Annotated in this window: 22 protein-coding genes and 2 tRNA genes; 4 read left to right on the top strand and 20 right to left on the bottom strand. The window is 38.9% G+C overall.

Annotation, left to right across the window (positions count from 1 at the left end; all coding sequences use genetic code 11):
* Positions 1-298: 298 nt before the first annotated feature.
* The 11 genes from DWZ33_RS09740 to DWZ33_RS09690 form a co-directional block, all read right to left on the bottom strand.
* A complete protein-coding gene (locus DWZ33_RS09740) occupies positions 299-2,233 on the bottom strand; it encodes a complex I subunit 5 family protein (RefSeq protein ID WP_022937853.1) in 1,935 nt (644 codons plus the stop codon).
* A 12-nt stretch (positions 2,234-2,245) separates the two neighbouring features.
* Positions 2,246-3,709 (bottom strand): complex I subunit 5 family protein, encoded by a 1,464-nt coding sequence (locus DWZ33_RS09735; protein ID WP_022937854.1) that lies wholly within the window; start codon positions 3,707-3,709, stop codon positions 2,246-2,248.
* 16 nt (positions 3,710-3,725) lie between these two features.
* Positions 3,726-5,180 carry a complex I subunit 5 family protein gene (locus tag DWZ33_RS09730; protein WP_118454666.1) on the bottom strand — a complete coding sequence of 485 codons (1,455 nt, stop codon included), beginning with the start codon at positions 5,178-5,180 and terminating at the stop codon, positions 3,726-3,728.
* Positions 5,181-5,190: 10 nt separating this feature from the next.
* Entirely contained in the window at positions 5,191-6,687 is a 1,497-nt protein-coding gene (locus DWZ33_RS09725) for a complex I subunit 5 family protein (protein WP_022937856.1), read from the bottom strand.
* Positions 6,677-7,057, bottom strand: coding sequence for a sodium:proton antiporter (locus DWZ33_RS09720; RefSeq protein ID WP_022937857.1), 381 nt, complete (start codon positions 7,055-7,057; stop codon positions 6,677-6,679). The genes DWZ33_RS09725 and DWZ33_RS09720 overlap by 11 nt, the downstream gene beginning before the upstream one ends.
* Positions 7,057-7,953 (bottom strand): hydrogen gas-evolving membrane-bound hydrogenase subunit E, encoded by an 897-nt coding sequence (gene mbhE / locus DWZ33_RS09715; protein WP_022937858.1) that lies wholly within the window; start codon positions 7,951-7,953, stop codon positions 7,057-7,059. Before mbhE ends, DWZ33_RS09720 begins: the two co-directional genes overlap by 1 nt.
* Positions 7,946-8,209: a hydrogenase subunit MbhD domain-containing protein gene (locus tag DWZ33_RS09710; RefSeq protein ID WP_022937859.1), complete on the bottom strand. Its 264-nt coding sequence runs from the start codon at positions 8,207-8,209 to the stop codon at positions 7,946-7,948. Before DWZ33_RS09710 ends, mbhE begins: the two co-directional genes overlap by 8 nt.
* A complete protein-coding gene (locus DWZ33_RS09705; RefSeq protein WP_022937860.1) occupies positions 8,209-8,517 on the bottom strand; it encodes a cation:proton antiporter in 309 nt (102 codons plus the stop codon). Before DWZ33_RS09705 ends, DWZ33_RS09710 begins: the two co-directional genes overlap by 1 nt.
* Positions 8,514-8,831, bottom strand: coding sequence for an MrpF/PhaF family protein (locus DWZ33_RS09700; protein WP_022937861.1), 318 nt, complete (start codon positions 8,829-8,831; stop codon positions 8,514-8,516). Before DWZ33_RS09700 ends, DWZ33_RS09705 begins: the two co-directional genes overlap by 4 nt.
* Before the next feature lie 8 nt (positions 8,832-8,839).
* Positions 8,840-9,316 (bottom strand): Na+/H+ antiporter subunit E, encoded by a 477-nt coding sequence (locus DWZ33_RS09695; RefSeq protein ID WP_022937862.1) that lies wholly within the window; start codon positions 9,314-9,316, stop codon positions 8,840-8,842.
* A 284-nt stretch (positions 9,317-9,600) separates the two neighbouring features.
* Positions 9,601-10,842, bottom strand: a complete 1,242-nt coding sequence (locus DWZ33_RS09690; protein WP_022937863.1) for a metal-dependent hydrolase family protein — start codon at positions 10,840-10,842, stop codon at positions 9,601-9,603.
* Between the two features lie 224 nt (positions 10,843-11,066).
* Here DWZ33_RS09690 and DWZ33_RS09685 point away from each other — a divergent pair, with 224 nt between their 5' ends.
* On the top strand, positions 11,067-11,774 hold the full coding sequence (locus DWZ33_RS09685) for a LytR/AlgR family response regulator transcription factor (RefSeq protein WP_029474265.1): 708 nt from the start codon (positions 11,067-11,069) through the stop codon (positions 11,772-11,774).
* Complete coding sequence (locus DWZ33_RS09680; RefSeq protein ID WP_118454665.1) at positions 11,771-13,051, top strand: sensor histidine kinase; 1,281 nt, start codon at positions 11,771-11,773, stop codon at positions 13,049-13,051. The genes DWZ33_RS09685 and DWZ33_RS09680 overlap by 4 nt, the downstream gene beginning before the upstream one ends.
* Before the next feature lie 44 nt (positions 13,052-13,095).
* On the opposite strand, the gene DWZ33_RS09675 is transcribed toward DWZ33_RS09680, so the two are convergent.
* From DWZ33_RS09675 to DWZ33_RS09655, 5 genes are all read right to left on the bottom strand, one after another.
* Entirely contained in the window at positions 13,096-14,025 is a 930-nt protein-coding gene (locus DWZ33_RS09675) for a DMT family transporter (protein ID WP_182425629.1), read from the bottom strand.
* A gap of 218 nt (positions 14,026-14,243) precedes the next feature.
* Complete coding sequence (locus DWZ33_RS17980) at positions 14,244-16,376, bottom strand: EAL domain-containing protein (protein ID WP_182425627.1); 2,133 nt, start codon at positions 16,374-16,376, stop codon at positions 14,244-14,246.
* A gap of 572 nt (positions 16,377-16,948) precedes the next feature.
* Positions 16,949-17,024: transfer RNA gene (locus tag DWZ33_RS09665), tRNA-Glu, on the bottom strand.
* Positions 17,025-17,028: 4 nt separating this feature from the next.
* Positions 17,029-17,104 (bottom strand) — tRNA-Asn (locus DWZ33_RS09660).
* Between the two features lie 131 nt (positions 17,105-17,235).
* On the bottom strand, positions 17,236-19,143 hold the full coding sequence (locus DWZ33_RS09655) for an FAD-binding protein (protein ID WP_022937868.1): 1,908 nt from the start codon (positions 19,141-19,143) through the stop codon (positions 17,236-17,238).
* Positions 19,144-19,239: 96 nt separating this feature from the next.
* Here DWZ33_RS09655 and DWZ33_RS09650 point away from each other — a divergent pair, with 96 nt between their 5' ends.
* Positions 19,240-20,463: a helix-turn-helix domain-containing protein gene (locus tag DWZ33_RS09650; RefSeq protein WP_118454663.1), complete on the top strand. Its 1,224-nt coding sequence runs from the start codon at positions 19,240-19,242 to the stop codon at positions 20,461-20,463.
* A 259-nt stretch (positions 20,464-20,722) separates the two neighbouring features.
* Here DWZ33_RS09650 and DWZ33_RS09645 read toward each other — a convergent pair whose 3' ends face one another.
* Positions 20,723-20,944 (bottom strand): hypothetical protein, encoded by a 222-nt coding sequence (locus tag DWZ33_RS09645; RefSeq protein ID WP_118454662.1) that lies wholly within the window; start codon positions 20,942-20,944, stop codon positions 20,723-20,725.
* A 104-nt stretch (positions 20,945-21,048) separates the two neighbouring features.
* Between DWZ33_RS09645 and DWZ33_RS09640 the strand changes: the two genes are divergently transcribed.
* Positions 21,049-21,261: a helix-turn-helix domain-containing protein gene (locus DWZ33_RS09640; protein ID WP_022937871.1), complete on the top strand. Its 213-nt coding sequence runs from the start codon at positions 21,049-21,051 to the stop codon at positions 21,259-21,261.
* Positions 21,262-21,308: 47 nt separating this feature from the next.
* On the opposite strand, the gene DWZ33_RS09635 is transcribed toward DWZ33_RS09640, so the two are convergent.
* Genes DWZ33_RS09635 through DWZ33_RS09625 form a run of 3 tightly spaced genes read right to left on the bottom strand, consistent with a single transcriptional unit; the run spans position 21,309 to position 23,272 of the window.
* Positions 21,309-21,674, bottom strand: a complete 366-nt coding sequence (locus tag DWZ33_RS09635; protein WP_118454673.1) for a hypothetical protein — start codon at positions 21,672-21,674, stop codon at positions 21,309-21,311.
* A 30-nt stretch (positions 21,675-21,704) separates the two neighbouring features.
* Positions 21,705-22,397, bottom strand: coding sequence for a hypothetical protein (locus tag DWZ33_RS09630; protein ID WP_118454661.1), 693 nt, complete (start codon positions 22,395-22,397; stop codon positions 21,705-21,707).
* Between the two features lie 38 nt (positions 22,398-22,435).
* On the bottom strand, positions 22,436-23,272 hold the full coding sequence (locus DWZ33_RS09625) for an LptM family lipoprotein (RefSeq protein ID WP_118454660.1): 837 nt from the start codon (positions 23,270-23,272) through the stop codon (positions 22,436-22,438).
* Between the last annotated feature and the right edge of the window lie 343 nt (positions 23,273-23,615).

Here is a 23,615-nt window from a genome sequence, read left to right as displayed (position 1 = left end):
GAAAGTGCATAAAAAAGTCTGTGAGCCTTTACAAATGACTCAAAAATGCCTATAATGAAGGAGAAATGAAGTGTCTCATAAAGTATACTTTTTAAGACACTATACTTAACTGTGATTTTTCCAAAACAATTCCTTTAATAATAAACAACCAAAAGAATATTTAACTATTCCATCCATATTCTTCAAACAAAAAAGCCGAATCAATGCAGATATTAATTATGCATAATTCGGCTTCTTATATTATTCTTTACAGCTAATCACAAACAATTAGCCTTTCATATGACATGAACTTTTATGTTTAGAAAATCAAATACAACATGGCAATTGTCATACCCAAACCAAACAGTACAAGGCTCTTTGCCAGATTAATTGATTGTGCCTTATCAGGATCAAGCGCCGCAATCGTAATTTTATCATCCTCAGGCGGTATTACAACACCATTTTCCTGATTGAAGATAAATCTTCGTGACAGTTTAATCAGCCATTCAGGAATTGAGGCAATCACCCGTGAAACTAAAGCTCCGATAAATGGCAGTACATGCAGCAGCAAAGGCCGGTAAACGCCATTCTCAAGATTAAGCCATGCCGGCCAGCGATCCACATAGACACTAGATCCATCAGCCTGCTTGCTCATCAACCATGTGCGGACAAAACCAAAGTAAACAACAGCACCGATAACAATTGAAATTAAAGCACCCTTTAAATTAGTCAATGAGAAATATGCGACAGCTTCCCCAGCATGTGCGTTCATTGATCCCAGCGTCATAGCCGCAATAGCATCCATGCTCTGATGCGGGAACATTCCTAAAATCGGCAGGATCAATGCCGCAATCAACAAGACAGCACCGCTGACTTTATTCATTGATTTAGCTTGATCCATTTTCTTTTGATCAGCATTTGATTCCACAAATAAAGCTACAAATAATTTTGTCATATAAGCGATTGTCAAGCCGCCCGCAAAAAGGAACAGCATTTCAACACCCTTGAAGAAAAGCATTGAACTGCCTTGTGACATTGCAATCATCTCAACAATACTTTCATGAATTAACGTTTTAGAAATATAGCCATTCCACAAAGGAATCCCACAGATTCCCAATACACCCATTAAAAAGATAAACATTAATAATTTTTTATGCTTCCCATATCCACGGATCTTGTTTAAATCAAGCTCATGCAGATTCATGTAGACAACACCTGCCGCCATAAACAGCACCAGCTTCAATAAACCATGATTAAGAATATGCAGCATCGTACCCTGAGCAGCCAATGTATTATGCTCGCCCAATAAGCACTGCATACCGATGGCCACGGTAATAAACCCAATCTGTGAAAGTGATGAACAAGCCAGCGTTCGTTTCAGGTTGATTGAGAACACTGCCAGTACCGCGCCTAATACCATAGTGATAACACCAAGAATTAAAATCATCATTCCCCAGTCCGCATTATGCAGAAACATTCCGCAGCTCAGCATAATGACACCGAACACACCGCTTTTCGTTAGGATGCAGGAAAGCAATGCACTCGCCGGTGCCGGTGCCGCCGGATGCGCTTCAGGCAGCCAGATATGCAGCGGGAACATTCCCGCCTTCGCCGCGAAGCCGGTTAATACCAAGATACCGCTGATCATCAGCAGCCCTGGATCAGCTACAGTATCCACCGCTCCAATTAATTCATTATAAAATAACGTCTGACATTGATGATAGACCATAAAGATTCCCATCAACGTCACTAAACCGCCGACAACCGCAACCGCCAGATACGTCTTTGCCGCTTTTAATGCCGTATCACTCTCATCATGAATAACCAAGACAAAGGAAGTGAAGGACATAATTTCAAAGAAGACAAAAGTCGTGAATAAATCCGCTGACAGGAAGACGCCCAGCGTCGCTCCTAAGCTTGCCAGCATGAAGAAATAATAACGATTGCGATTACGATAATGCGCGAAATATTCATCAGAGAAAATCGTTGTCATCATCCAGATAAACGCGCACAGACAAGCAAGCACACCATGGATGCCGCTTGCATCAAAGCTCAAACCCAACCCACAAATATTTTCCAAAGTTAATGTTCCATTCTGATTAAGCAAGCTCAAAGCTGCTCCCATCACTAAAACGGTAACTAAGATTGCGAACCAATTTCTGGCATGCTTATTATAACGCCCGATCAAGTAACTGACAGGGGCCATCAGCAGCGGAAAAAATACGGTGAAAATCAGCATTATTTCAATAGTCATCGTCTTTCCCTCCTAACTGATACCCGCAATCAAATTGATTGCCTGCAGCAATGGCTGTGGATATAGTGCCACAAGTATCGTTGCTGCCGATAAAATAATCAATGGTGCGCACATGAGCCAATTTGGATCATGCCCTTCTGCCTGTTCACCCTTTGGCGGGAAATAGGCCTTAACCAATAATGATATACAATATAAAGCGGTCAGCAATGCCGATAGAATTAATACCATCACACCGACATAGGCTAATGGATTACCGCTGTCTACCGCTGCCGTAGCCAATGCCCATTTACTGAAGAAACCAGCGAACGGCGGAACACCAATCAACCCGAAGGATGCCACTGCCATACAGCCAAAGACAATCGGCATCTTTCTGGCCAAACCGCCAATTTCATAAATATATTCCTTATGTGTCTTATATAAGATAGCTCCTGCCGCAAAGAACAAGGTAATCTTAATCAGCGCATGATAAATCAGATGCAGCAGCGCGGCTGACATCCCCTGCGGTGTACACAGCAGAATACCAAAGATAATATAAGAAAGATTAGAAATTGTCGAATAAGCAAAACGGCGTTTGATATGCGGTGTTCTTAATGCCATGATGGAACCATAGAGAATGGTAATCATCGCCAGAATCAGCAAAAATGACTGTTCCCAAGAACCGCTGATCAATTCAGTGCCAAAGCTGAAATAGGTCAGACGAATCATCGCAAATATCCCTGACTTAACAACCGCTACCGCATGCAGTAAAGCAGTTACCGGTGTCGGTGCCACAGATGCCGCCGGCAGCCAATGACTGAATGGGAATAATGCCGCCTTGACGCCAAAACCCAAAAAGGTCAGCAGGAAGACAAAACGCAGCAGCTCCTCATTGCCCTTCACAAGCATCGGATCAAGCGTACCGCCCAAGGTGAATAATTCATTGCCGCCATACAGACAAATGAAAATAAAACCGATAAATGCCAAGGACGCACCTGCCATCATATAGATAATATAAGTCTTGCCTGCATGCCGCGCCTTGCCATCCATCGCATGCATCACTAAAGGAATCGTTGACAGCGTCAAGAACTCATAAAATACATAAAGTGTAAACATATTGCCCGCAAATGCCAAACCAAGCACAACCCCAAAGGCCATGATAAAGAAAGCAAAGAAACGCTGCTCATGTCCTTCATGCTTCATATATTCAAAGGCATAGAAAGTAGTTAATACCCAGAGGATTGAAACCATCGTACCAAAGAAGGCTGAAAGTGAATCTACCCTGAATACAAAAGCCAGCGTATCTGTAAAACTAAACAGTACAAACGGTTCAGCACCGTGGGTAAAAATCATCAATAAAGCTGCCAAAGCATTTAAAATCACAATACCGGCAACCCAAAAATACAACGTCTTGCGTTCCTTAAAACGGAACGTCAGCAAGCCAGCTCCTGTCAAAACAGGAAATAGCACGGGGATGATAGTTAAAACTGAATCAAGCATCTTGTTACCTCCTGTTTTAAAAGAGTGCGCTAAGCAACAGCGTCAATGAATCCATGATTGGTTTTGGGAATAACCCGCAAACGATCAAGATCACTGCCAATATGCCTAACGGCAGCCCCATAAGTATATTCACATCATTCTTTTTCAGCTTCTTATAATTAAACGCAGAGCCTGGAAAGAACGCGTCAATGATGATAGGCAGCGTATAACCAGCTGTCAAAAGGGCTGAAATCATCAATACCGCAATACCCAATAAACCTAACGGATTGCTGAAAGCTCCCTGCGCGATATACCATTTGCTGACAAAACCGCCCAATGGTGGAATACCGATTAAAGATAAGGATGCAATGGTAAAGATAATCATGACAAATGGCATCTGCTTACCAAGTCCTTTATATTCATCAACCCGTTTCAGACCTGTCTTATAAATGATTGATCCCGCTGAAAGGAAGAGCATGTTCTTAGCCAATGCATGATAAATAATCTGCAGAATCGCACCAATCAAGCCAAGCGGTGTCATTAAGAATAAGGCAAACAGCACATAGGATACTTGTGATACGGTAGAATAAGCCAATCTTTTCTTTAAGACTTTTTCCTTATAAGCCAGCATTGAACCCATAAAGATCGTAAATATAGCTAAGCCAAGACAGATTGTCTGCGCGAAACTGCCTTGCAGAAAAGAAGCGCCAAAGACAAAATAAGTAACTCTGATAATGGCCAGCACACCACCCTTAGTAATTACACCGGACAGCAGTGCGGAAGCCGGTGAAGGAGCAATGGGATGCGCCGCCGGCAGCCATGCATGCAGCGGAAACATACCTGCTTTGCAGCCAAAACCAATCATCATCAATAAATAAACGGTATAAAGCAAATTCTCATTGCCCGCAATCAGCTCTGGGACTAAACTTCCACCCGGTACAAAGGCTAATGTAACGGCAAAGTGATTGATAAAGAATATCCCCAAAAGGCCTAAACCAGCGCCAAAGACAGAATAACCGAGATATTTCAAACCCGCGCTGATTGCTTCCTTGCTCTGTGTATGCAGAACCAAAGGCACACTCAGCAGCGTCATCATTTCATAGCACAGATACATCGTCACTAAGTTCTTTGCCATCGACAAGCCCATTAAGGCCGCCAGTGTCAGCATATAAAATAGAAAATAGCGCGGGCGATGATCCTCATGCTTCATATATTCAAAAGAATAAACCGCCGCCATCAGCCACAGTACACTGATCAACAGTAAAAAGATCATTGATATGACATCAACACCAAATACCAGTGCAATCGAATCAGTAAAACGCAGCAATTCAAATTCACTGACTGGATGCATAATAAGCATAACAACCACAAATACCTGTATAAGCAAACTAATTAATACAACACCATTTCTCAACCTGTCCTGTTTCAGACAACCGGCAATAAAACCAGTAAGGACAGGCAGGAAAAGTGCAATTAAACATAATACTTCCATATTGTTCCCCCTATCCTAATAAACGCAGTCCCTGTTCGATCACTGCAACAATCGGCTGGAAAAAGATGCCGAGAATAAAATTAATCATCATAAAAGCTACACATACACATTTAAAGCTGAACGTCGGTTCTGCCTTAGGCTTAATTTCCCCTTCTGGTTTTGACCAGATACTGATCACGGTAGGAATAAAATAAATCGCATTCAAGATCATTGAAATAGCTAAAGCCGTCAATACAATACTCAGCTGAAGCTTGCCGCCGGCTGCTGATAAAGCAAAATAATACTTAGAAGCAAAGCCGGCAAACAGCGGGATACCAACCATTGATAAGGCTCCGACACTATAAGCGACACCGGCAAACGGATTTAAACGGCCAGCCCCCTGAAGATCTCGGATTCCCGTCTTGCCGCCATTAGTTTCAATCAATGAGCCAACGCTGACAAACAGCAATGTTTTGGTAGCCGCATGAGCAAGAATATGAAAACAGGAAGCTGTAAAGCCGGCCATATTGCCGATACCAAAGCCCATGAAGATATAACCGATCTGCGCGACTGAGGAATAGGCAAGCATTTTCTTGATGCGTACCTCCCTGAAAGCATAAATCGATCCCATAATCATACCGACAATACCAAAGACAAATAATACATTCTCAATCTTTAATGCCTGAATGACTTCAAGTGAAAATACCTGAAAGATAAACTTCAAAATTAGAATAATATAGCTTTTCAGCACCAGTCCCGATAAGATACCGGCACCCGCTGAGGTTGAATTATCATAAGCATTCGGCAGCATTGTATGGAAAGGAAACAACGCGCTTTTAATCGCCAGACCAATAAACACCAACCCGCATACTACGGTTAACGGCAGCGCATATTCCCCACTTCTTGATAATAAAATCAACTGTTCCTGAATATTTGGCATCAAGAGATGACCGGTAATATCATAAAGCAGACACAAGCCGATCAAAAACAAACCTGATCCCAGTGAACTCATGATCAAATAATGAATTGATGCGATAATACTGCGGCCATGTCCCTTAGCCATAACCACTGCACAGGAAGCAATCGTATTAATTTCAATAAATACATAGGCGGTAAATACGTCATTAGTATAAATCAGCGCCAAGATTGAACCAAAAATCAGATTGATCATAATAAAGAAATATTTTACTTTATCTGACACAACATCGGTAAAAATTTCTCTTTGACCGCCGGTTACCGTCAGAAACATTAAAATACTGAATACAAATGCCATTAATGCTTCCAGCGGGCCAGCTCTTAGCTCATTTCCCCAAGGGGCTGGAAAATGTCCCATCATAAAAGTAAATGATTCATTATTAGCTGTGACATTTAATAATAAACATAAAGAAAGAATCGCAACGATCAGAGTAATCAGCTGATTCAATCGCAGAGCCTTTTTCCCGTCATTCAGCAAAGCGGTTAAAATCCCTCCCAGCATTGCCAAAAAGATTGAGAAAAAGGGAAAGTTATGAATCCAATTAATACTCACGTTTTTCCTCCTCTCTAGCCAGCTTCATGATCTCATCCATATCAAAAGTATGATATACCTTATACAGACGGATAATTAAAGCCAGTGAAAAAGCGGTCACACTGACAGAAACAACGATACCAGTCAATACTAAGCCGCTCGGTACCGGATTGACAAAACGCTCAATCACCGCTTCCCCGCTTGTGACGATAGGTGCAACCCGGCCATAGATAAAGCCTTTAGCTGCCAAAAACAGGTAAACCGCGGTATCCATGATATTCAAACCAATAAACTTTTTAATTAAATTGCTCTGCAGCAGCAGATTCATAAAGCCAATGCCGAAAAGAATTACAGCAGCTGCTTCATAATAGTTATGCATGAGATGTTCCATTAGATTTCACCTCGCGTAAATAAGGCATAGAAGCCATACATCGTACAAGCTACAATCAGTCCGACACAGATATTCAGCGGCAGAATCAGACCTCCGCTTAAGATATTCCCGGGGATTCCCTTAGGAATAATATTTTCAAGATGGTTAGCACCGGTAAAGAAGGAATAGCTCTTACAGGCACAATAAGTTAATAAGCAGCCGACGCTGATATAAGTAAAGCGTTTAAAATTAAAGAATTTGCGGACTGCGCTTTGACCAAAGGCTGTATCAAAAAGAATCAGTCCGGCACCGATGATTGCACCGCCGGAAAAACCGCCGCCTGGTGAAAGATGTCCATTTAAAATAACATAAACACCATATAGGGTAATCAGCGGGAAGATGATCATGGTAAAGCGTTTTAATATGATATTATCATCCTCATCATCAAGATCCATATCCTCATTTAAAATCTTTTCATCATCTTCATCAAAATTATTGCGGTCGCGTTTAAGCAGCATCACGACAGAAATAACCGCTAAAAATAAGACATTCGATTCACCAAAGGTATCAAAGGCGCGATAGTCAAGAATCATTCCCGCAACCAGATTAATAGCGCCGGTTTCTTCAATGCCTGATTCAATATAGCGCTCTACAACCTCATTGCTGGCTGGATTATTCGGACTGCCGAAGGTTGGCAGCTTACTCACTGTCGCAAGCAGAATCAATACAAATATACTGCAAATCAGCACACCTAGGATACGATAACCAAGCAAACGCTGTTCCATTGTTAAGTGCGGCAGATGCTTTGCTTTTGTCTTTTTCTTTTGATGATGCCCATGCTTTAAATCATCAACGACTTCCTCTCCGTTGACCCAAGCAACAAAACGGGACAGACCGCCCTTTGGCAGCTTAGCCATTATCGCGGGTTCCTTCCAGCATATGCGTCTTTTTCAAAGTGAGGAAGAAAAGCACACTGGTAACACCGGCCCCGACTGCCGCTTCGGTAATCGCCAGATCCGGTGATTCAAGAAACAGCCAGATGATTGACATGATCGTAGAATAACCCATAAAGATCAGGATTGCCTGCATCAGGTTTTTATAGAAAGAAACTGCCAATGCTGATATGATCAGAAATACCAGCAGCAGGATTTGAATAATTTCACTGATTTCCATTATTTTCTACCGATCCTTTCATCTATTTTGGTATTAGTTAAAATTTCCGTTTTAGCAATGATATGCGAACATACCGGACTGGCCATCCATAAGAAGATAACTGCCAAACCTAAACGCAGCACATGGAAAAAATCAAGCGCTAACAGCATTAATCCCAAAACACAAAGCAGCAAGCCCATCGTATCCGCAATCGATGCCGCATGCATGCGGTTTAATACATAATTAAATCTAAACAATCCCAACACTGATACCGCAATGCAGAACATTCCAGCTAACAGCAAAATGGATGCTAATATTACACGGATCATAGTTCTTCCTCCTTTTGTTTCTGATTCAATAAGCGTCCCTTATGATGCAGCGTGATTACATGACAAACCACAACTCCTGACAAACAGCTTAACAGCGTATAAATCAAAGCGATGTCAACAAGCGCCGCTTCTTTCAAGTAAACGGATAAAATACAGATAAAGATTACCGACATCGTACAGATTACGTTATTGGCAACCAGACGGTCAGAATATCGAGGACCGCGGATGGCCCGATAGATGCAGAAGAAAAACAACACTGTCAGAATGATCATACAGAAAATAAGTACCATATTTTTAATCGCATTTGGTTCCATATGTCCTCCTAATCCAGATCCTTATCATCCAGAATCTTCAATTCCTTCACAAATACTGATTGATCTAAATCCTCAGCAAAGCTTTCATCAACCGCTAACACAAGAAAGCGGTCACGGTCAAGATCAACCGTAATCGTCCCCGGCGTTAAAGTAATCGAATTAGCCAGCAATACATTCAGCTTAGAATGTTTCAGCACTGATTTAAACTCCGTCAGCACTGGTTTAATTTCAATCTCCCCCGGTGTAAGGATTAAATCCATGACCTGAAGATTCGCCTTAACGATTTCTACCACCAAAACGCCGTAATAACGCAGGCGGTAAGCAATCCTTTTCAGCATCCGCTGATCAATCTTAAACAGGTTCTGACTAGTAATCATACTTAACAGCAGACAGATTGCACTGCATATAACAATACCGAAAATCAAGATTTCTAAAGTGATCCGGCCATTAAAAAGAATCCAGAGCAAAAGCATTCCAATAACCATTTTCCCATCCTTTCTTCCAGCTGCAACCCTGAATAAACAATCAGTCTTTCATCGCCGCTGGTTCATATAATTATGAATTAGCGTAATTGATTCTGTTTGGTTCCCCTTATAAGAAAAGCAATTACCAACAATGATTGATTATAGCACTTATTTGACAATTCTTGTAGATTTAATTGACGCATAAATTAAAAAAAATAAATATTTCATTAAAATTTATAATGAAAGGAGCGATTTAATCAATAAACCGCTCCCCAGCTTGACATAATACCGTGTTTTAACTGCTTTTAACCTCTGACAATGGCGCCTTCCTTCATGATTACTTCCATGTTTTCAACAGCGATTGCACGGATGTTTTCTAATGGGTTGCCATTAATTACTAACAAGTCAGCAAACTTGCCGGCTTCAAGTGTACCAGTAATATCGCCGACCTTCAGCATTTCAGCGCCGTCTCTGGTAGCCGCAATGATTGTATCCATTGCTGAGATGCCTGCTTTTTCATTAAAGCTATACATTTCACCAATTGCGGTGGTGCCATAAGGTGTCAGACTAGAACAGAATGAATCTGAACCAATTGTCAGCTTGATGCCCTTTTCCTTAGCGCGGCGCAGATTGCCGTACACGCGGTTCAATTCTTTTTCCGCAACTGTATCACCTGGGAATTTGTCATGAACCTCTGGGATATAAGGCGGCTGATAGGTTTTAAACCATTCATTTAAGAATTGAATCGTAGGACAGAAGTAAATACCTTTTTCAGCCATGATATCTAAGCATTCATCATTTAATGTCTGACCGTGAATAATCAGATGCACACCGGCCTTCGCAGAATCAAGAGCGCCGCCATAGCCTTCCGCATGTGACCAAACTGGAATGCCGACCATGTTGCATTCATCAACAACCGCTTTAATTTCTTCAAAGGTATAATGCTGATCCAGCTTTTGATCCCAGCGCCAGATACCGCCGCCGGTTGACCAGATCTTGATCGCGTCTGGATTTTCACGCAGTTTCGCTCTTACTGCTTTGCGTAATTCCCATGGTCCGTCAACTCTTTCTGCCCATGGATGAGATTCATTATTATACCAGGTTGGCAGCTTGTGTGAGTCACCATGACCGCATGTGCGGCAGAATCCTGTACCCGTACCGACAACACGCGGACCGCTCATTACACCCGCTTCAATCATATTGCGGATGTGCAGACCTGAACGAGAGATTTCCCCAACGGTTGTTAAGCCATGTTCCAGACATTCATGTGCCTGCTGTACAGCAACAACAGTTTTTTGTACTGGATGCTCCAATACCCAATCAGAATCATCATCAGTTAAATTCCCTGAGAAATGCAAATGGCTGTCAATAAGACCTGGCATAATTGTTTTGCCGCTGATATCGCGTACCTCATAATCAGCTGGTACTTCTTTACTTTCACCTGCATAAACGATTTTCTTGCCATCAACTAATACCAGTGATTTTTCAATCGGTTCACAGCCGGTACCATCAATCAGTAATCCATTTACAAATGCAACTTTAGACATAGTATTCTTTCTCCTTTTCTCTTTTAAGCCTGATTTATAAGGCTTTCGTGACAGCGCTTTCACTGTTCATGACCCTATTTAACTATGAAATCTAAGGCTTGACAACCCTGTTTCAACAAATGGGATTTTCACTGTCATAATTGGTCAGCGCATCACTCTTTAAATGATTGAAGTTTTAAATCCTTTAGTGTACGCTATAGGTGTAGAAAAAAAAGGGGGTTCTTATGATTCATATTGCTATCTGCGATGACAATGCATCAGAACTAAAACAGATTAAAACAATTGTGGAAAAGATTTCATTAATTGAATATGAAATCCATGAATATACTGATCCGAATGAGTGTATCCAAGCCATTGAACAGGGTATGATTTTTGACTGTTTTCTGCTTGATATCTTAATGAATAAAGACAATGGGATCGATATCGCACAAAAGCTGCGGGAAACACATCCGGATACACCGCTGATTTTTATCACCGCGACACCGGAGTTTGCCTTGGCCGGCTATGAGGTCAATGCCGCCCGCTATTATCTTAAACCGCTGGATGAGGTTTGCTTCCTGCGTGATCTGAAGAAGATTTTAGCGCTGGCTTATGCTAAGAATAATGATTATATGACGATCAGCAACGCATCTGGGCTGACGAGAATCAGATTGAGTGATATTTACTATATTGAGTCAATGCTCAGGACCATTCAAATTCATACAAAAGATAAAAATTATACGATGGTTGGGAAAATCAGTAAGTTTGAAGAATCACTGAGGCATCAGCATTTTATCCGTGTTCATAAAAGCTTTCTTGTAAACCTTCGTTATGTGCAGAATATTTTCAAGGATACGATAACCTTGGATAATGGCGAACAGATATTATTAAGCAAGCACCGCTCTAAGGAAACCCATGAACAGCTGGTGAAATATATTCAGGAGCATGTATGATTGAGCTGTTGTTTAAGCTGTTTCTGGCAACGTGTGAAACGTTTCTGATTGTCTATTTTTTAAATAACCTGCTGACGAAAATTGATGAATTAAAGCATGAGCGGACAGTGGCTTATGTTCTCTATTTTGTTTTTCAGTGCATTACCTATCTGATTGACTTCCCATTCTTTTCAACAAGTACCTATTATGTGCTTTTTACCTTAGTAATTTCACTGCTGTTTTATTTTAATGAAATACGCATAAAGCTGATCGCATCCAGTATGTTTGTGACTTTGAATTATGCGTCGAAGCTGCTATCAGCAATTATCTTTACCGCTTTGACAGATTATACGATGACGAATAATCCGTTTACGTATGTATTAAATCTGCCGACACAGCTAATGGCATGCATCATCATGGCTTTGGTCATTACCCTGATCATCGCCCTACGTAAGATCAGCAACAACGCGGTTAAAATACTTGTAAATATTTTAATTTTTATCCTGCCGCTGACGATTCTTTATGTGTCGATGCATTTACTGGAAAATCTTCAGCCGGTCAATCTGTATTTTAATATCACGATGCTGCTGTTCTGTTACACCTTTCTGCTCTTTTTTATTATCGATCAGATCATTTACTCCAATACCCATTTGATGCAGAGCAATCTGATGCATGAGCGGCTTCAGATGCAGAGTGTTTATTACAAGGATATTGAGCAGTATAACCACAATATGTCACGTTACAAGCATGATATGATTAATCATTTAGACAGTGTCTATGGGATGCTTGAGAGTAATGAAATTGAAGAAGCGAAGAATTACTTGGAATCAATCAGCAAGAAATTAAATCGTGTGGAAGCAGTCATTAATACCGGCAATTCTGTCATTGATGTAATTTATAATGCTAAAGCCTCACTTGCCAAGGCGAATCATATCGTCTGTCATAACAACATTGTCGTACCACCGCATATAGATATCGACAGCGTTGACTTGTCCGTGATTCTTTCTAATCTTTTGGATAATGCAATTGAAGCAAGCCTGAAGCTGGAAAGCGATCGGATGATTGAATCCCATATTCATATTTATAAAGGAAATCTGTTTATCAGTGTAAAGAATCATTATAACGGTGAGATTATTTCCAGTCATGCTGTCTATCTGACAACCAAAAAAGACAGTCATGAACATGGCCTCGGATTAAAGAATGTCCAGCATGTAGTGACTAAATATAACGGCACACAGAATGTTGAGCATGATGATACAACTTTCACCGTCAGCATTATGATCCCGTTAAATAAATAAAGCATTCGTTCATCACAAACGAATGCTTTTTGGTTATTTAATATCTATGCTTTACCAGCCTCAGCCTGCGCTTCCAGCGCTACTTTAGCTTCCTTTGCCTCTGCCTTTTTATCAAGGACAGTCAACAATGTCACAGAGCCGAGAATGACGATACAGCCCATGATTTTCATCGGTGTCAAAGGGGTACCGAAGACAATCAATTCACCGACTACCGCGGTAACCGGTTCAAACATACAGAAGATGGCAGCAGTTGAAGCACCTAGATATTTGATTCCCAGCTGCAAAGTATAAACTGCCAGGAAAGATGTTCCGATACCGATTATAAACGCATATACATAAGCCATCGGTACCATCTGTGATAAAGATAATTTACCAGTAACAAGACTGTATCCTAGCATAACGATGGCTGAGAAGATTGCCAGATATAACGTCAGCTTATAGGAATTAATTTTATTTAGCTTGAAGATTTCAATACCGCTCATGTAGAAAGCATACGTACCACCTGATAATACTGATAATACGATACCTAATAAAGCATTGCTGCCTTCCATTGATTCAAGGAAGAAGAAGATGCCGCAGGTAGCAATCAACAGTACAAATCCCTTTACCTTTGAGATTTTTTCTTTAAATACCACTAAACCAATCAACGCTACGAATACCGGATATAAGAAGTGCAGGGTGGTTACCGTTCCTACCGGCAGATACAGATATGCGTTATACAGCAGCAGCGCGGTCGCTGTCATCCCAAATACCCCGACAATGAATGCATGCTTTAAATCCGTACCGCCCATTTTCAAATCAATTTTCTGTGCCTTGCAGACAATAAATAAAACCGGTATAACGAATAGATTTCTTAAAAATACCAGTGTTTCCGGTGTTGCTCCCAGCTTATTGGCACTGGCGCAAAGCAGCGGTGTTAAACCAAAAGCAGTTGCTGAAACAATTGTGTAAAATATTCCCTTTTTCTTGTCCATTTTTACTCTCTCTTTCTTAGTTTCTGACCTTGTAAAATTCTTCATAGACTGCTGACTTTAGGCTGAAGCAGTGGGTCTATGTTAACTTCATGATTATTTAAACATGAACGATTATGCATTTTCAACCGCTTTCAATAAACGGTCATTTCACTGTCATCACTGGCTTAAAGGGCAAGAAAAAAGATGCACTAGGCATCTTTTTCAATCGTTATACGCGCTTATTTTTTATGCTTGTACAAGCTGCTTTTTAAATGCAGACAGCTGGTTTCAAATTGTGAAATCAACAGCGGCGAGGAGAAATAATTACCTTGTCCGATATTGAAGCCGCAAGCTTTTAACTGTTCAAACTGCTCCTGATTACTGATGCCTAAAGCCACACTCTGCGGCTGCTTAGCATCACTGCACATATTGATGCTTTGTCGGATATGCTTTCCACATTCAGCATCACTCATCAGCATTTGGATACAAGCTTCATCAAATCTAATTTCATTAAGCGCAATTTCATTCGTCAGCGCTAAATCATTCAGCACGTGCGCATTTAAAGAGACCGCAAATCCGCTGGCTAAAAACCGATCAACAACAGCTTTAAGTTCATTTATATGAAGCTTTGAAACAGCTTCATCAATTTCAAGGCAGAATTGTCTTGGATGTACTTCATGCAGTTTCAGCACCCGCTGGATGGACTCAACAATGTTAGGTTCTAAGAGTGTTGTCTGTGACAGCTTAATTGAAATTCTGATTTTCTTTTCACCAAGTTTTCCCCAGCTGCTTAATGCTTTGCATATCGTTTCCAGTGCATAAAAATCAATAAAGCGAATTACCCCTTCATTTTCAAATTCAGATTTGAATTGATCATACCATAGAAAGCTGCCATCCTGTAACTGCCGGCGAATCAACGCCTGTGCTCCGGCAAGCTCATTGCTGCTTAACCATATCCTCGGCTGGAGAAAAACCACAAACCGTTCATTGTTAATTTCACTGATTACCCTCGCAACAGCATCAGCATGATCATTACTTGCATTCGGATGCTGGTCGTGATAGTTTTGCTTTTCCGCATACATTAAATCATCGGCATGATTGACCAAAGAATCCATTTTAATCGTACCCTGCTGCCAAGTAGAACCGATGGAAGCATCAAGCTCACTATCTTCACTAAGACGCCTGCGAAGCAATGCGATACGCTGATTAAAAGCATCTTCATCAAGATCAAGGCAGATCACCACAAACTCATCACCGCCGATTCGATAAATTGGTTCACTAAAAACACCGCATAATATATCAGCCGCTTTTTTGATAATATAGTCACCATAGCGGTGACCAAAACTATCATTAATTCTTTTCAGACCGTTGATATCAAGATAGAGTACACCGCTGTACATGTGGTTTTCAAGCTTTATACTTTCAAGATCTGAGATATAACGGTTGCGGTTATAAACCCCTGTCAATAAGTCTATATAGCTCATATACTCTAACTTCATCAGCATTTTACGCTTTTGAATATCATTAATAATATAATAAGTAATCGATTTTAAAAGATGCAGATTATTCATATTGGCAATCGGATCATCTACACCAATGAAACCGATAATCACATCATTTTCAATTAACGGTGCAGCTATCAGGCTTTTGATTCCCTGAGCCGCTAGGATGCGGTATTCTTCACTGTCTTTATTTAATGTTTCATTTACTGAAGTAATATAAAATTCACCAAATTTTTCAAACTTAGCTAGCCAGCGGCTGATAGTATCGATTGGCATATCTTTCAAATTCTGAATTTCCTCACTGACACCTTCAGCGCACCATTCATAAGTATTGGAAATTGTATCATTATCATAATTGATTTCAAAAATATAGACACGCTGTCCCTGATAATAGGCTGCCACAATGTTCAGAAGCTCATTAATCGCCGCCTGCTGATCATTATATGCTGAGAGCGTCTGTACACATTTAAGCAAGGTTTCTTCTGTTGTCAGCCGCTGCTCGAGATCCTGAGCCCGCTTTTCACTTTCGGTAATATCAACAGCAATTTCCAGACGGACTGCATGGCCCGGTTCAATTTCAATCAGCTTATCATTCATCATAAAGTAACGGTTAAGCGGTACATTAAAATGTGTCCATTGGTAAAAGCTTTGCTTATTCAATAAATGATTTGTGCAGAATTCACAGGGTGAGTCTTTGCCTTGAAGCAGCTTATAACACTTCTGGCCTTGATATTTATTATCTTCAATTTGAAATGCCTTTTTCCCCTTCTCGTTAAGATAAAGCAATTCATAAGTAACAGGATCAGAAACATAAACGATATTATCCAGATGCTTTACTATTAGTTGTTCATATTCAGCTTCCTTAGCCAATGGTACTCACCCTTTCTTATTTACATATCCTATGCAGCAATCAAAAACATGTAAATAGTTATAATTATTTAAGTTCTATCGATATGCAAATCATAGATGTTAAATCTTAAAAAGTCAACCCTGTTCAGGATTTAAAACACAGCTTTGATAAAAAAATATCATATTAAAAATAATAACAGCTCCGCCCCTTTAGAAAAAGCCGGTAAAACTGCTTTTTTTACCTGCCGTCTTATAAAGTATACTTTGTAAGACACGTAAAAATCCGGTTAAAAAGCACAATAATCAGCAAAATTAGTTTTACAAACATCAAAAAAAGCCTTATAATGTGATTAAATACAGTGTCTCATAAAGTATACTTTATGAGACACTTCTCGTTTGATATATAATATCAGATTTAAGTTCTGATAAAATCAATCCGTTAAGGAACACAATTAATTTTCCATTGTCTATTTTTAATCGTACTTTTTTAATATTTTTCATTTTGGTTATTTTTCCGTTTAATCACAATGAAAATAAAATTTCCTATATAATAAAAAAATCCATGGATATCATCCTTGGATTTGTTTTACACTTGGTGACTCGTACGGGATTCGAACCCGTGAATGCTTGCGTGAAAGGCAAGTGAGTTAACCGTTTCTCCAACGAGCCAAAATGGCGCCTAAAACAGGACTCGAACCTGTGACCGTTCGGTTAACAGCCGAATGCTCTACCTACTGAGCTATTTAGGCAAGTGCTTAATTATAATACCACAGGGATATTGATTTAGCAAGCACTTTTTTAAATTTTTATCATTTTTTTGATACCAATTTCTGCCAATATAAAGACAAACAGCCATTTTATAATGGCTGTTTAAATTCACTTATTTAATTTTTGCTAACGCATCTTCAACTGCAGCAATAATTGCCTTGCTGGTTACAGTTGCGCCAGAGATTGTTTCTACTTCTGTTGACTGAGCTTCAACGATTTCATCCGGTACAGCTTCAATTGCCGGATCACTGATTCCTTCTGATTCTGAATGAGAGACAATTTCAACTTTAGCAATCTTGTCGCCATCCATTGTAACTTTAACCGTCAGTGTGCCGCCCATACCTTCGGCTGAGCCGATATATTCATTATCTGCTGTTTCGATTTCCGGTGCGTCATTCTTGAGATCAGTAACATCACCTAAACCAGTAGGCGTTGATTCTACCTTAGCAGCTGGTGTATAAACCGGCAATGCTTCTTTTGCGGCCGCTGCATTCTTACCAGCAATCTGTCCGAATGTGATACATTCTGCAAGGTTTGTACCACCCTGATACATTGAAGAAGTGATACCGCCTAATTCACCCGCACTGTATAAGTGAGGAATTGGATTACCGTTCACATCAAGAATTTCAGCATTTTCATTCCGTTTAGGTCCGCCCTGAGTGTTTAAAATCTCAGGCAGAACTTCAAATGCATAATAAGCCTTGCCATCAAAAGCACGCATTGTATCCGCAGGTCTGTTTTGTTCTAAATCTATACCTGTAGATGCATAATTAGAGAAATTTTCAATAGAAGCTTTCAATTGATCAGCTTTGGCACCGATTAAACCTGCCAATTCTTCGATTGTAGCCGCACTTACGACCTGATTTCTGAATTGCTCAGGCATGCTTTCATTAGCTGCAATCTCATCAGCCTTAGCCTGATCATAAACAACCCATGATTTAGTTGGGTATTGTGGATTTTCCCAAACACCATTGTTATAAACATGACCATGACGTACAACTTCTGATTCATTCAAATAACGGTCGCCGTCAGTACCAACCATAATCAGTGAACCTTGGTTAAAATCATTCAGTGTCAGAACAGCTACCTGAGAAGCACGTTCACCTTCATTAACTTTAAATGAAGTACCGCCTAAACCAAAACCACCTTCATATACATGCATATGCCATAAGTCAGCGCCAACCTCTTGAGCCATACGCAGGCCGTCACCTGTATTATACAAGGCACCGATTACCGCATAATTACTTAAGCCTAAGTAAGTTTCTACCATTTCGGCATTGTCTTCAAAACCACCAGTACATAATACAACACCATTATTGGCACGAACATTCATTGTTTTACCGTCACGTTCAACTTTCACACCAATGATAGTTTTTGAGACTGGGTCCTGAATCAATTGAACAGCTGGACTTTCAAACCAAACATCAATTTTATCCGAACGATCTGTTACATTCTTCTTTAATAAACGATATAATTCACCATCACTGACACCTTGGTGAATAGTATCCAGTGAAATATTGTCTGAATCTTCAAATTCAGGATATTCCGGTGACATATTGCCAATTACAGGCAAGCCTGTCCAAGACATAAACTGTGATCTGTCAGCGCCAAAATCATTAGCTAATGTATCAGCCATATTCGCTACACCTGTAGCAATTACTCTCAGCATTGATTCTGGTACATCCGTATCAGCAGCAAGCTGTTTGTAATAATTTAATGTTTTCTCAACATCACCATGTCCGTTTGCGAATAACTGACCGGCATATTTACTATTACCGCCAGATTCACCTTCACTCATCTTTTCTACAATTAATACAGTAGCACCTTCCTCAGCTGCTGTCTTGGCTGTTACGGCACCTGCGGCACCAAACCCTGCGACAACAACATCATACTGCGCATCCCATGCAATCGTATCTGCGTAAGTGTAGTCACTTTGAACCGGTGTCTGTGTGTTAGAACAGCCGGCAAGAACTGTGCAGATCATCATGCTGCTTAAAGCTAATTTCAATAACTTTTTCATTCTTAAATCCCTCCTGTCCATATTTTATCATGCTAATACATTATCATAGTACGCCAAAATATTTTATTTTCAGAAAATTTATGCTAAACTGGAAACATGGAAAAACATGAGTTAATACAAAAACGCAGCACTGACTTTGTTGCCCATAATATGCCGATGAATTATTGGCTATGGGATGATAATCAATTATTAATTGAAAGCTTCATCAAAAATTGTGAATTAGAGATCAATTTTGATGTCAATCACTACCATTTCTGCATTACCGGTGTAGACAGCAAATATAATAATTATACTAAATCAGATTCCTTTGACCATGATGTAGCTAAAGTATTAAAAGAATATGAAATCATTTATGATATACTTGAAAAATATCATTATCAAGGGAATTGTTTTCTGATCAAAGTCGATAATTCTAAAAAAATCGCTGTTTTATTTAGTGAAAAGGGACAACCGCTTTGTCCGCCAATTGCGGCTGCAACAAAGATTGATAACGTAATCAAGGCCCATTACCGTGACCGATATGTTCCTATTGCAACTTCGTTGGCAGTGAATTACAGCGGTTATGAATCAATTCATTTAGCTTATGAAGAAGCCCGCCGTTTAAATCAGCTGGTTTTCTTTGGCATCAACGAAAAAGTTATTACTCAGGAGCTTGTAAGCCAGACTACAGTTGAATGTGCATTAACCTTAATTGATGAAAATTGCCGTAAATTAAAATATTTATGCTGCAATGCATCCTTAGAAGAAATTCTGCATCAGGTAGATGTTATATTTAATGAATTGGTACGCTTCTCTTTGAGTGCTGAATGTTTTAATACGGCATTCATTCTCTGTGAAATGATGATTCAGCTGTTTCAAAAAGTCTATAATTTGACAAATATTCCTTCTAAAAAACGTCAAAAGGATTATGATTCTTTGGAAGCTTATATTAAAGACTTAAAAGCACGGCTTACTTTGATTTATGAAGCTTGTCAGAATCGTCAGCGCTTCTCACACAACGTATTGCTTGCGATTAGTTTTATTATGGATAACTATACTCAAGACGTATCTTTAAAAATAATTTCTGAATATACAAATGTGAATCCAACTTCCCTCAGTACAGATTTTAATCGTGAGGTAACAATGTCAATCAGCGAATATATTTCTAAGCTGAGAATTGATAAAGCAAAGTCACTTTTAACAACTGATTTGGATATCCAAGAGATCATGACTGCTGTTGGTTTTACAAATATGCGTTACTTTACAGATGTGTTTAAAAAAGAAATGAACATGACACCATTGGCATATCGTAAAGCTATACAAAATGATATGATTTTGTAAAGGAATTTAGATGCTTGAAAATGCGATTTCATATATAACAAAAATCCCACCAGAAACAAATTTTCCGGTGGGATCATCCTTTTTGATTATCAAAAAGTTTATTTATAATTTGGTGACTCGTACGGGATTCGAGCAATAGTGTTTTTTAATGTTTTTATATAATTATAAAATGCCTATAATCAATTATCTATGTATGTAATACCCCATTAATTTATATATTTTTTACTAAAAGTGGACATAAATTGGACATAAAAACTAGTTAAAATAAAAGTCGTTTCACTTCATCCGGCAATTCTTTTTGCTCAAGTAAAACTTTTCTCATTATGAATAACAATTCTTCATTTTTATTATTCCTATTGTAAAAGCTATATAGCTGATGATAGTCATTGGGCACATCCATAATTCTCTTAATCTTATTTAATCTTCTAACTTTCGCTGCCTTATTTATCTCTTCAAATTTCTTGATTTTTTTCGTATTCATCGCCTCTCAGCATTAGTATATATATTTATTATATTTTAGTAAATATATTTATTAGATTTACTTGTTATCACTTAGCACATGATAAATTGAGTTAGGTGATTAATATGAATAAAAATTACATACAAATTATTAGAGAATTGAGAGAAGATAATGATTATACTCAACAGCAAATTGCTGAGAAATTAGGCACATCACAAACCATGTATGCTAGATATGAACGTGGCGCATCGGAATTGCCTATCCGTCATTTGATTGCATTAAGCAAGTTATACGGAGTATCCACTGACTATATTTTAGGACTATCAAAATCTAAATAAAAAAAACGGCTTACCCTCAATTAAGAGAGTAAGCCAATTTTTATATATTAAAGTCTAGTAGCAACGCCACTATTGTCGAAAGAATATCTTACACCGTCAACAGTGAAAATACCGTCTTTATACATTTTCCCGTCAGAGCCAACATAATAGACTTTATCAATCCATGTTGAAACAGCCATTTGTCCTGCTTCAGCACCAGAAGTATATAAGAAATACCACCCTAGCCAAGCGGAGCTCCATACCCAGCCTGTCTGCATTACACCACCATCACCAAACAAATACCAGTGATCATCAATCCACTGCCATCCAGTAAGCATTACACCCCCAACATAATTCTCTTTATGCCCTGCTTCTCCATCCTTCGGATTAAAGTAATAACTTGATCCTTTTTCTGTAAACCAGCCTGTCAACATGGCATTACCTTTATTAGGATCTAAATAGAATCAACCATCGCTAGTTTGTTTCCATCCCGATACTTTTACACCGTTTTCGTAATAGTACCATTCTGAACCATCTGCAACCCAACCATTCCATTGACCAGAATTAATTAGTGTAAATTTTCTAACATATATTGAATTTTCAAAATCAAGCTTCGTACCATTATTATAGAAAATATCCTCAATTGGTAAGTCACCCTCTAAATAATAGTTTTGTTTAATTTTTGTTAGATCCATATCAATGAAATTATCGCCTAGTCTCGCATCAATATGTATATGTGGTCCAAATTCAATTAGATTACCATCATTATCTTTACCATCTTCTCTTCCTTGTGTATAAAAATGATCTCCTTGTTTGAAAGAAGCTCCTTTCTTTACCTCGACTCCTTTGTCAGTTACAATCTTTTTACCGCCATGTGTACAAAAAAAAGTAACCTTATGGTTACCTACAGGAGTCATAACTACATTATCTGAAACAAATACCGACATATATGGTGAAATTGATCCATCTCTATGTATTTTACTCTCATGCATTACACAGTGCATATCAAAAGGTGCGTAGAATTTTCCGTCTGTAGGACAAATATCATTCGCTCTATTTTCCTGATGTGAAAATGTAGTTAAAGCTATATTATTACGATCAATTCCAGCAGTTTGAGTCACAGTTGCACTTCTTGTTGGAAATAAACTTGTTTGCATATAAATTCCTCCTAAAAAAGCACCAAACGGTGCTCTTCTTAACTTATTTTTATTTTAATACTATTGCCAAAATATAATGGATTATTTAGAAAGCCCATGAAATATAAATCATTATTTTCAACAAACAATACGTATCTTTCTAAGTTATCTTGTTTGATACGATTTGGTTCAGTAAAACAATAATTTTGCTCTTCCTCTGTTTCCGCCTTATCGCAGGAAACCGTCGATCCCTTTGAAGCATAAAAATCTAGAAGTTTATCCTTTATATCATCTATACTTAAAGAATAACGATCAATTAGATTTGTGTTAGAAATTAGATTTCCATTTGTTATATCAAAGTTATAGACAAATTTGCTCCCTTTCCAATCTGATCCCGGAATGAAGCTCCCTTCCTTCACTACTATAGAAAGTATGCTATCATTAAAAAAACATTTATAGCTTAAGTATTGATGACCTACTTCTGTTTGCTTACTTTCATATAGCTCTTTAATGTATTTATTAACTGTATCTGCATCCTTACTATCTATATTAATGCTAAATAAAGTGATTTCAGGATTTGGTGTATAGATTGTATTATACCAATTCGTAAAATCATCACTATGCGTAGATACTAAATCAGAGAGCATTTTTCGAAATATTTTCTCTTCTTCTGTTGAATATAAATCTAATACTTCTGTTTTTTCAACAATAACCCAATCCTTATTTTCATCAATTTTTTTAACATACTTAGTTTCTTCCGGCTTCTCCTGTTCCACAGGCTTTTCAGGCTGTTCAACCACAGGCGGTTCTTCTGGTTTCTCTGCCTCCGTCGGGCCTTGCTGAACACATCCCACTATCATTACCATTAATAAGAAACTTGTTAGTATTTTTTTCATAATATCTCACCTTGTTAGTATAAGTATACGAGATTTTTCAGGATATTTCTAGGTTACGGCGAATGACTCCACGGTTTTGATTTACTCATTTTCTTTATCAATTTGCTACTAGACCTTTGATTTTCTGATTCAGTGCATCTACATCATAATTTGATAGATTTCGGCAGTTTCCTTCTTGGTGGTTCCATATAGATGCTCCTTTCTTTTTCTTTTCGGCAATAAAAAATGCAGGTACTCTCCTCAATGAGAATCCTGCATTTTAATTCATGGTCATTATACGTTTTATCAATCGTTTTTACATAAGCGTGATTACACACCTCATCATCTTCCTTCAAGGTAAAGA

Origin of the sequence: Dielma fastidiosa (assembly GCF_003475485.1) — a bacterium.
GTDB classification, from domain to species: Bacteria; Bacillota_I; Bacilli_A; order Erysipelotrichales; family Erysipelotrichaceae; genus Dielma; species Dielma fastidiosa.
This window is presented reverse-complemented; position numbering and strand designations above follow the sequence as displayed.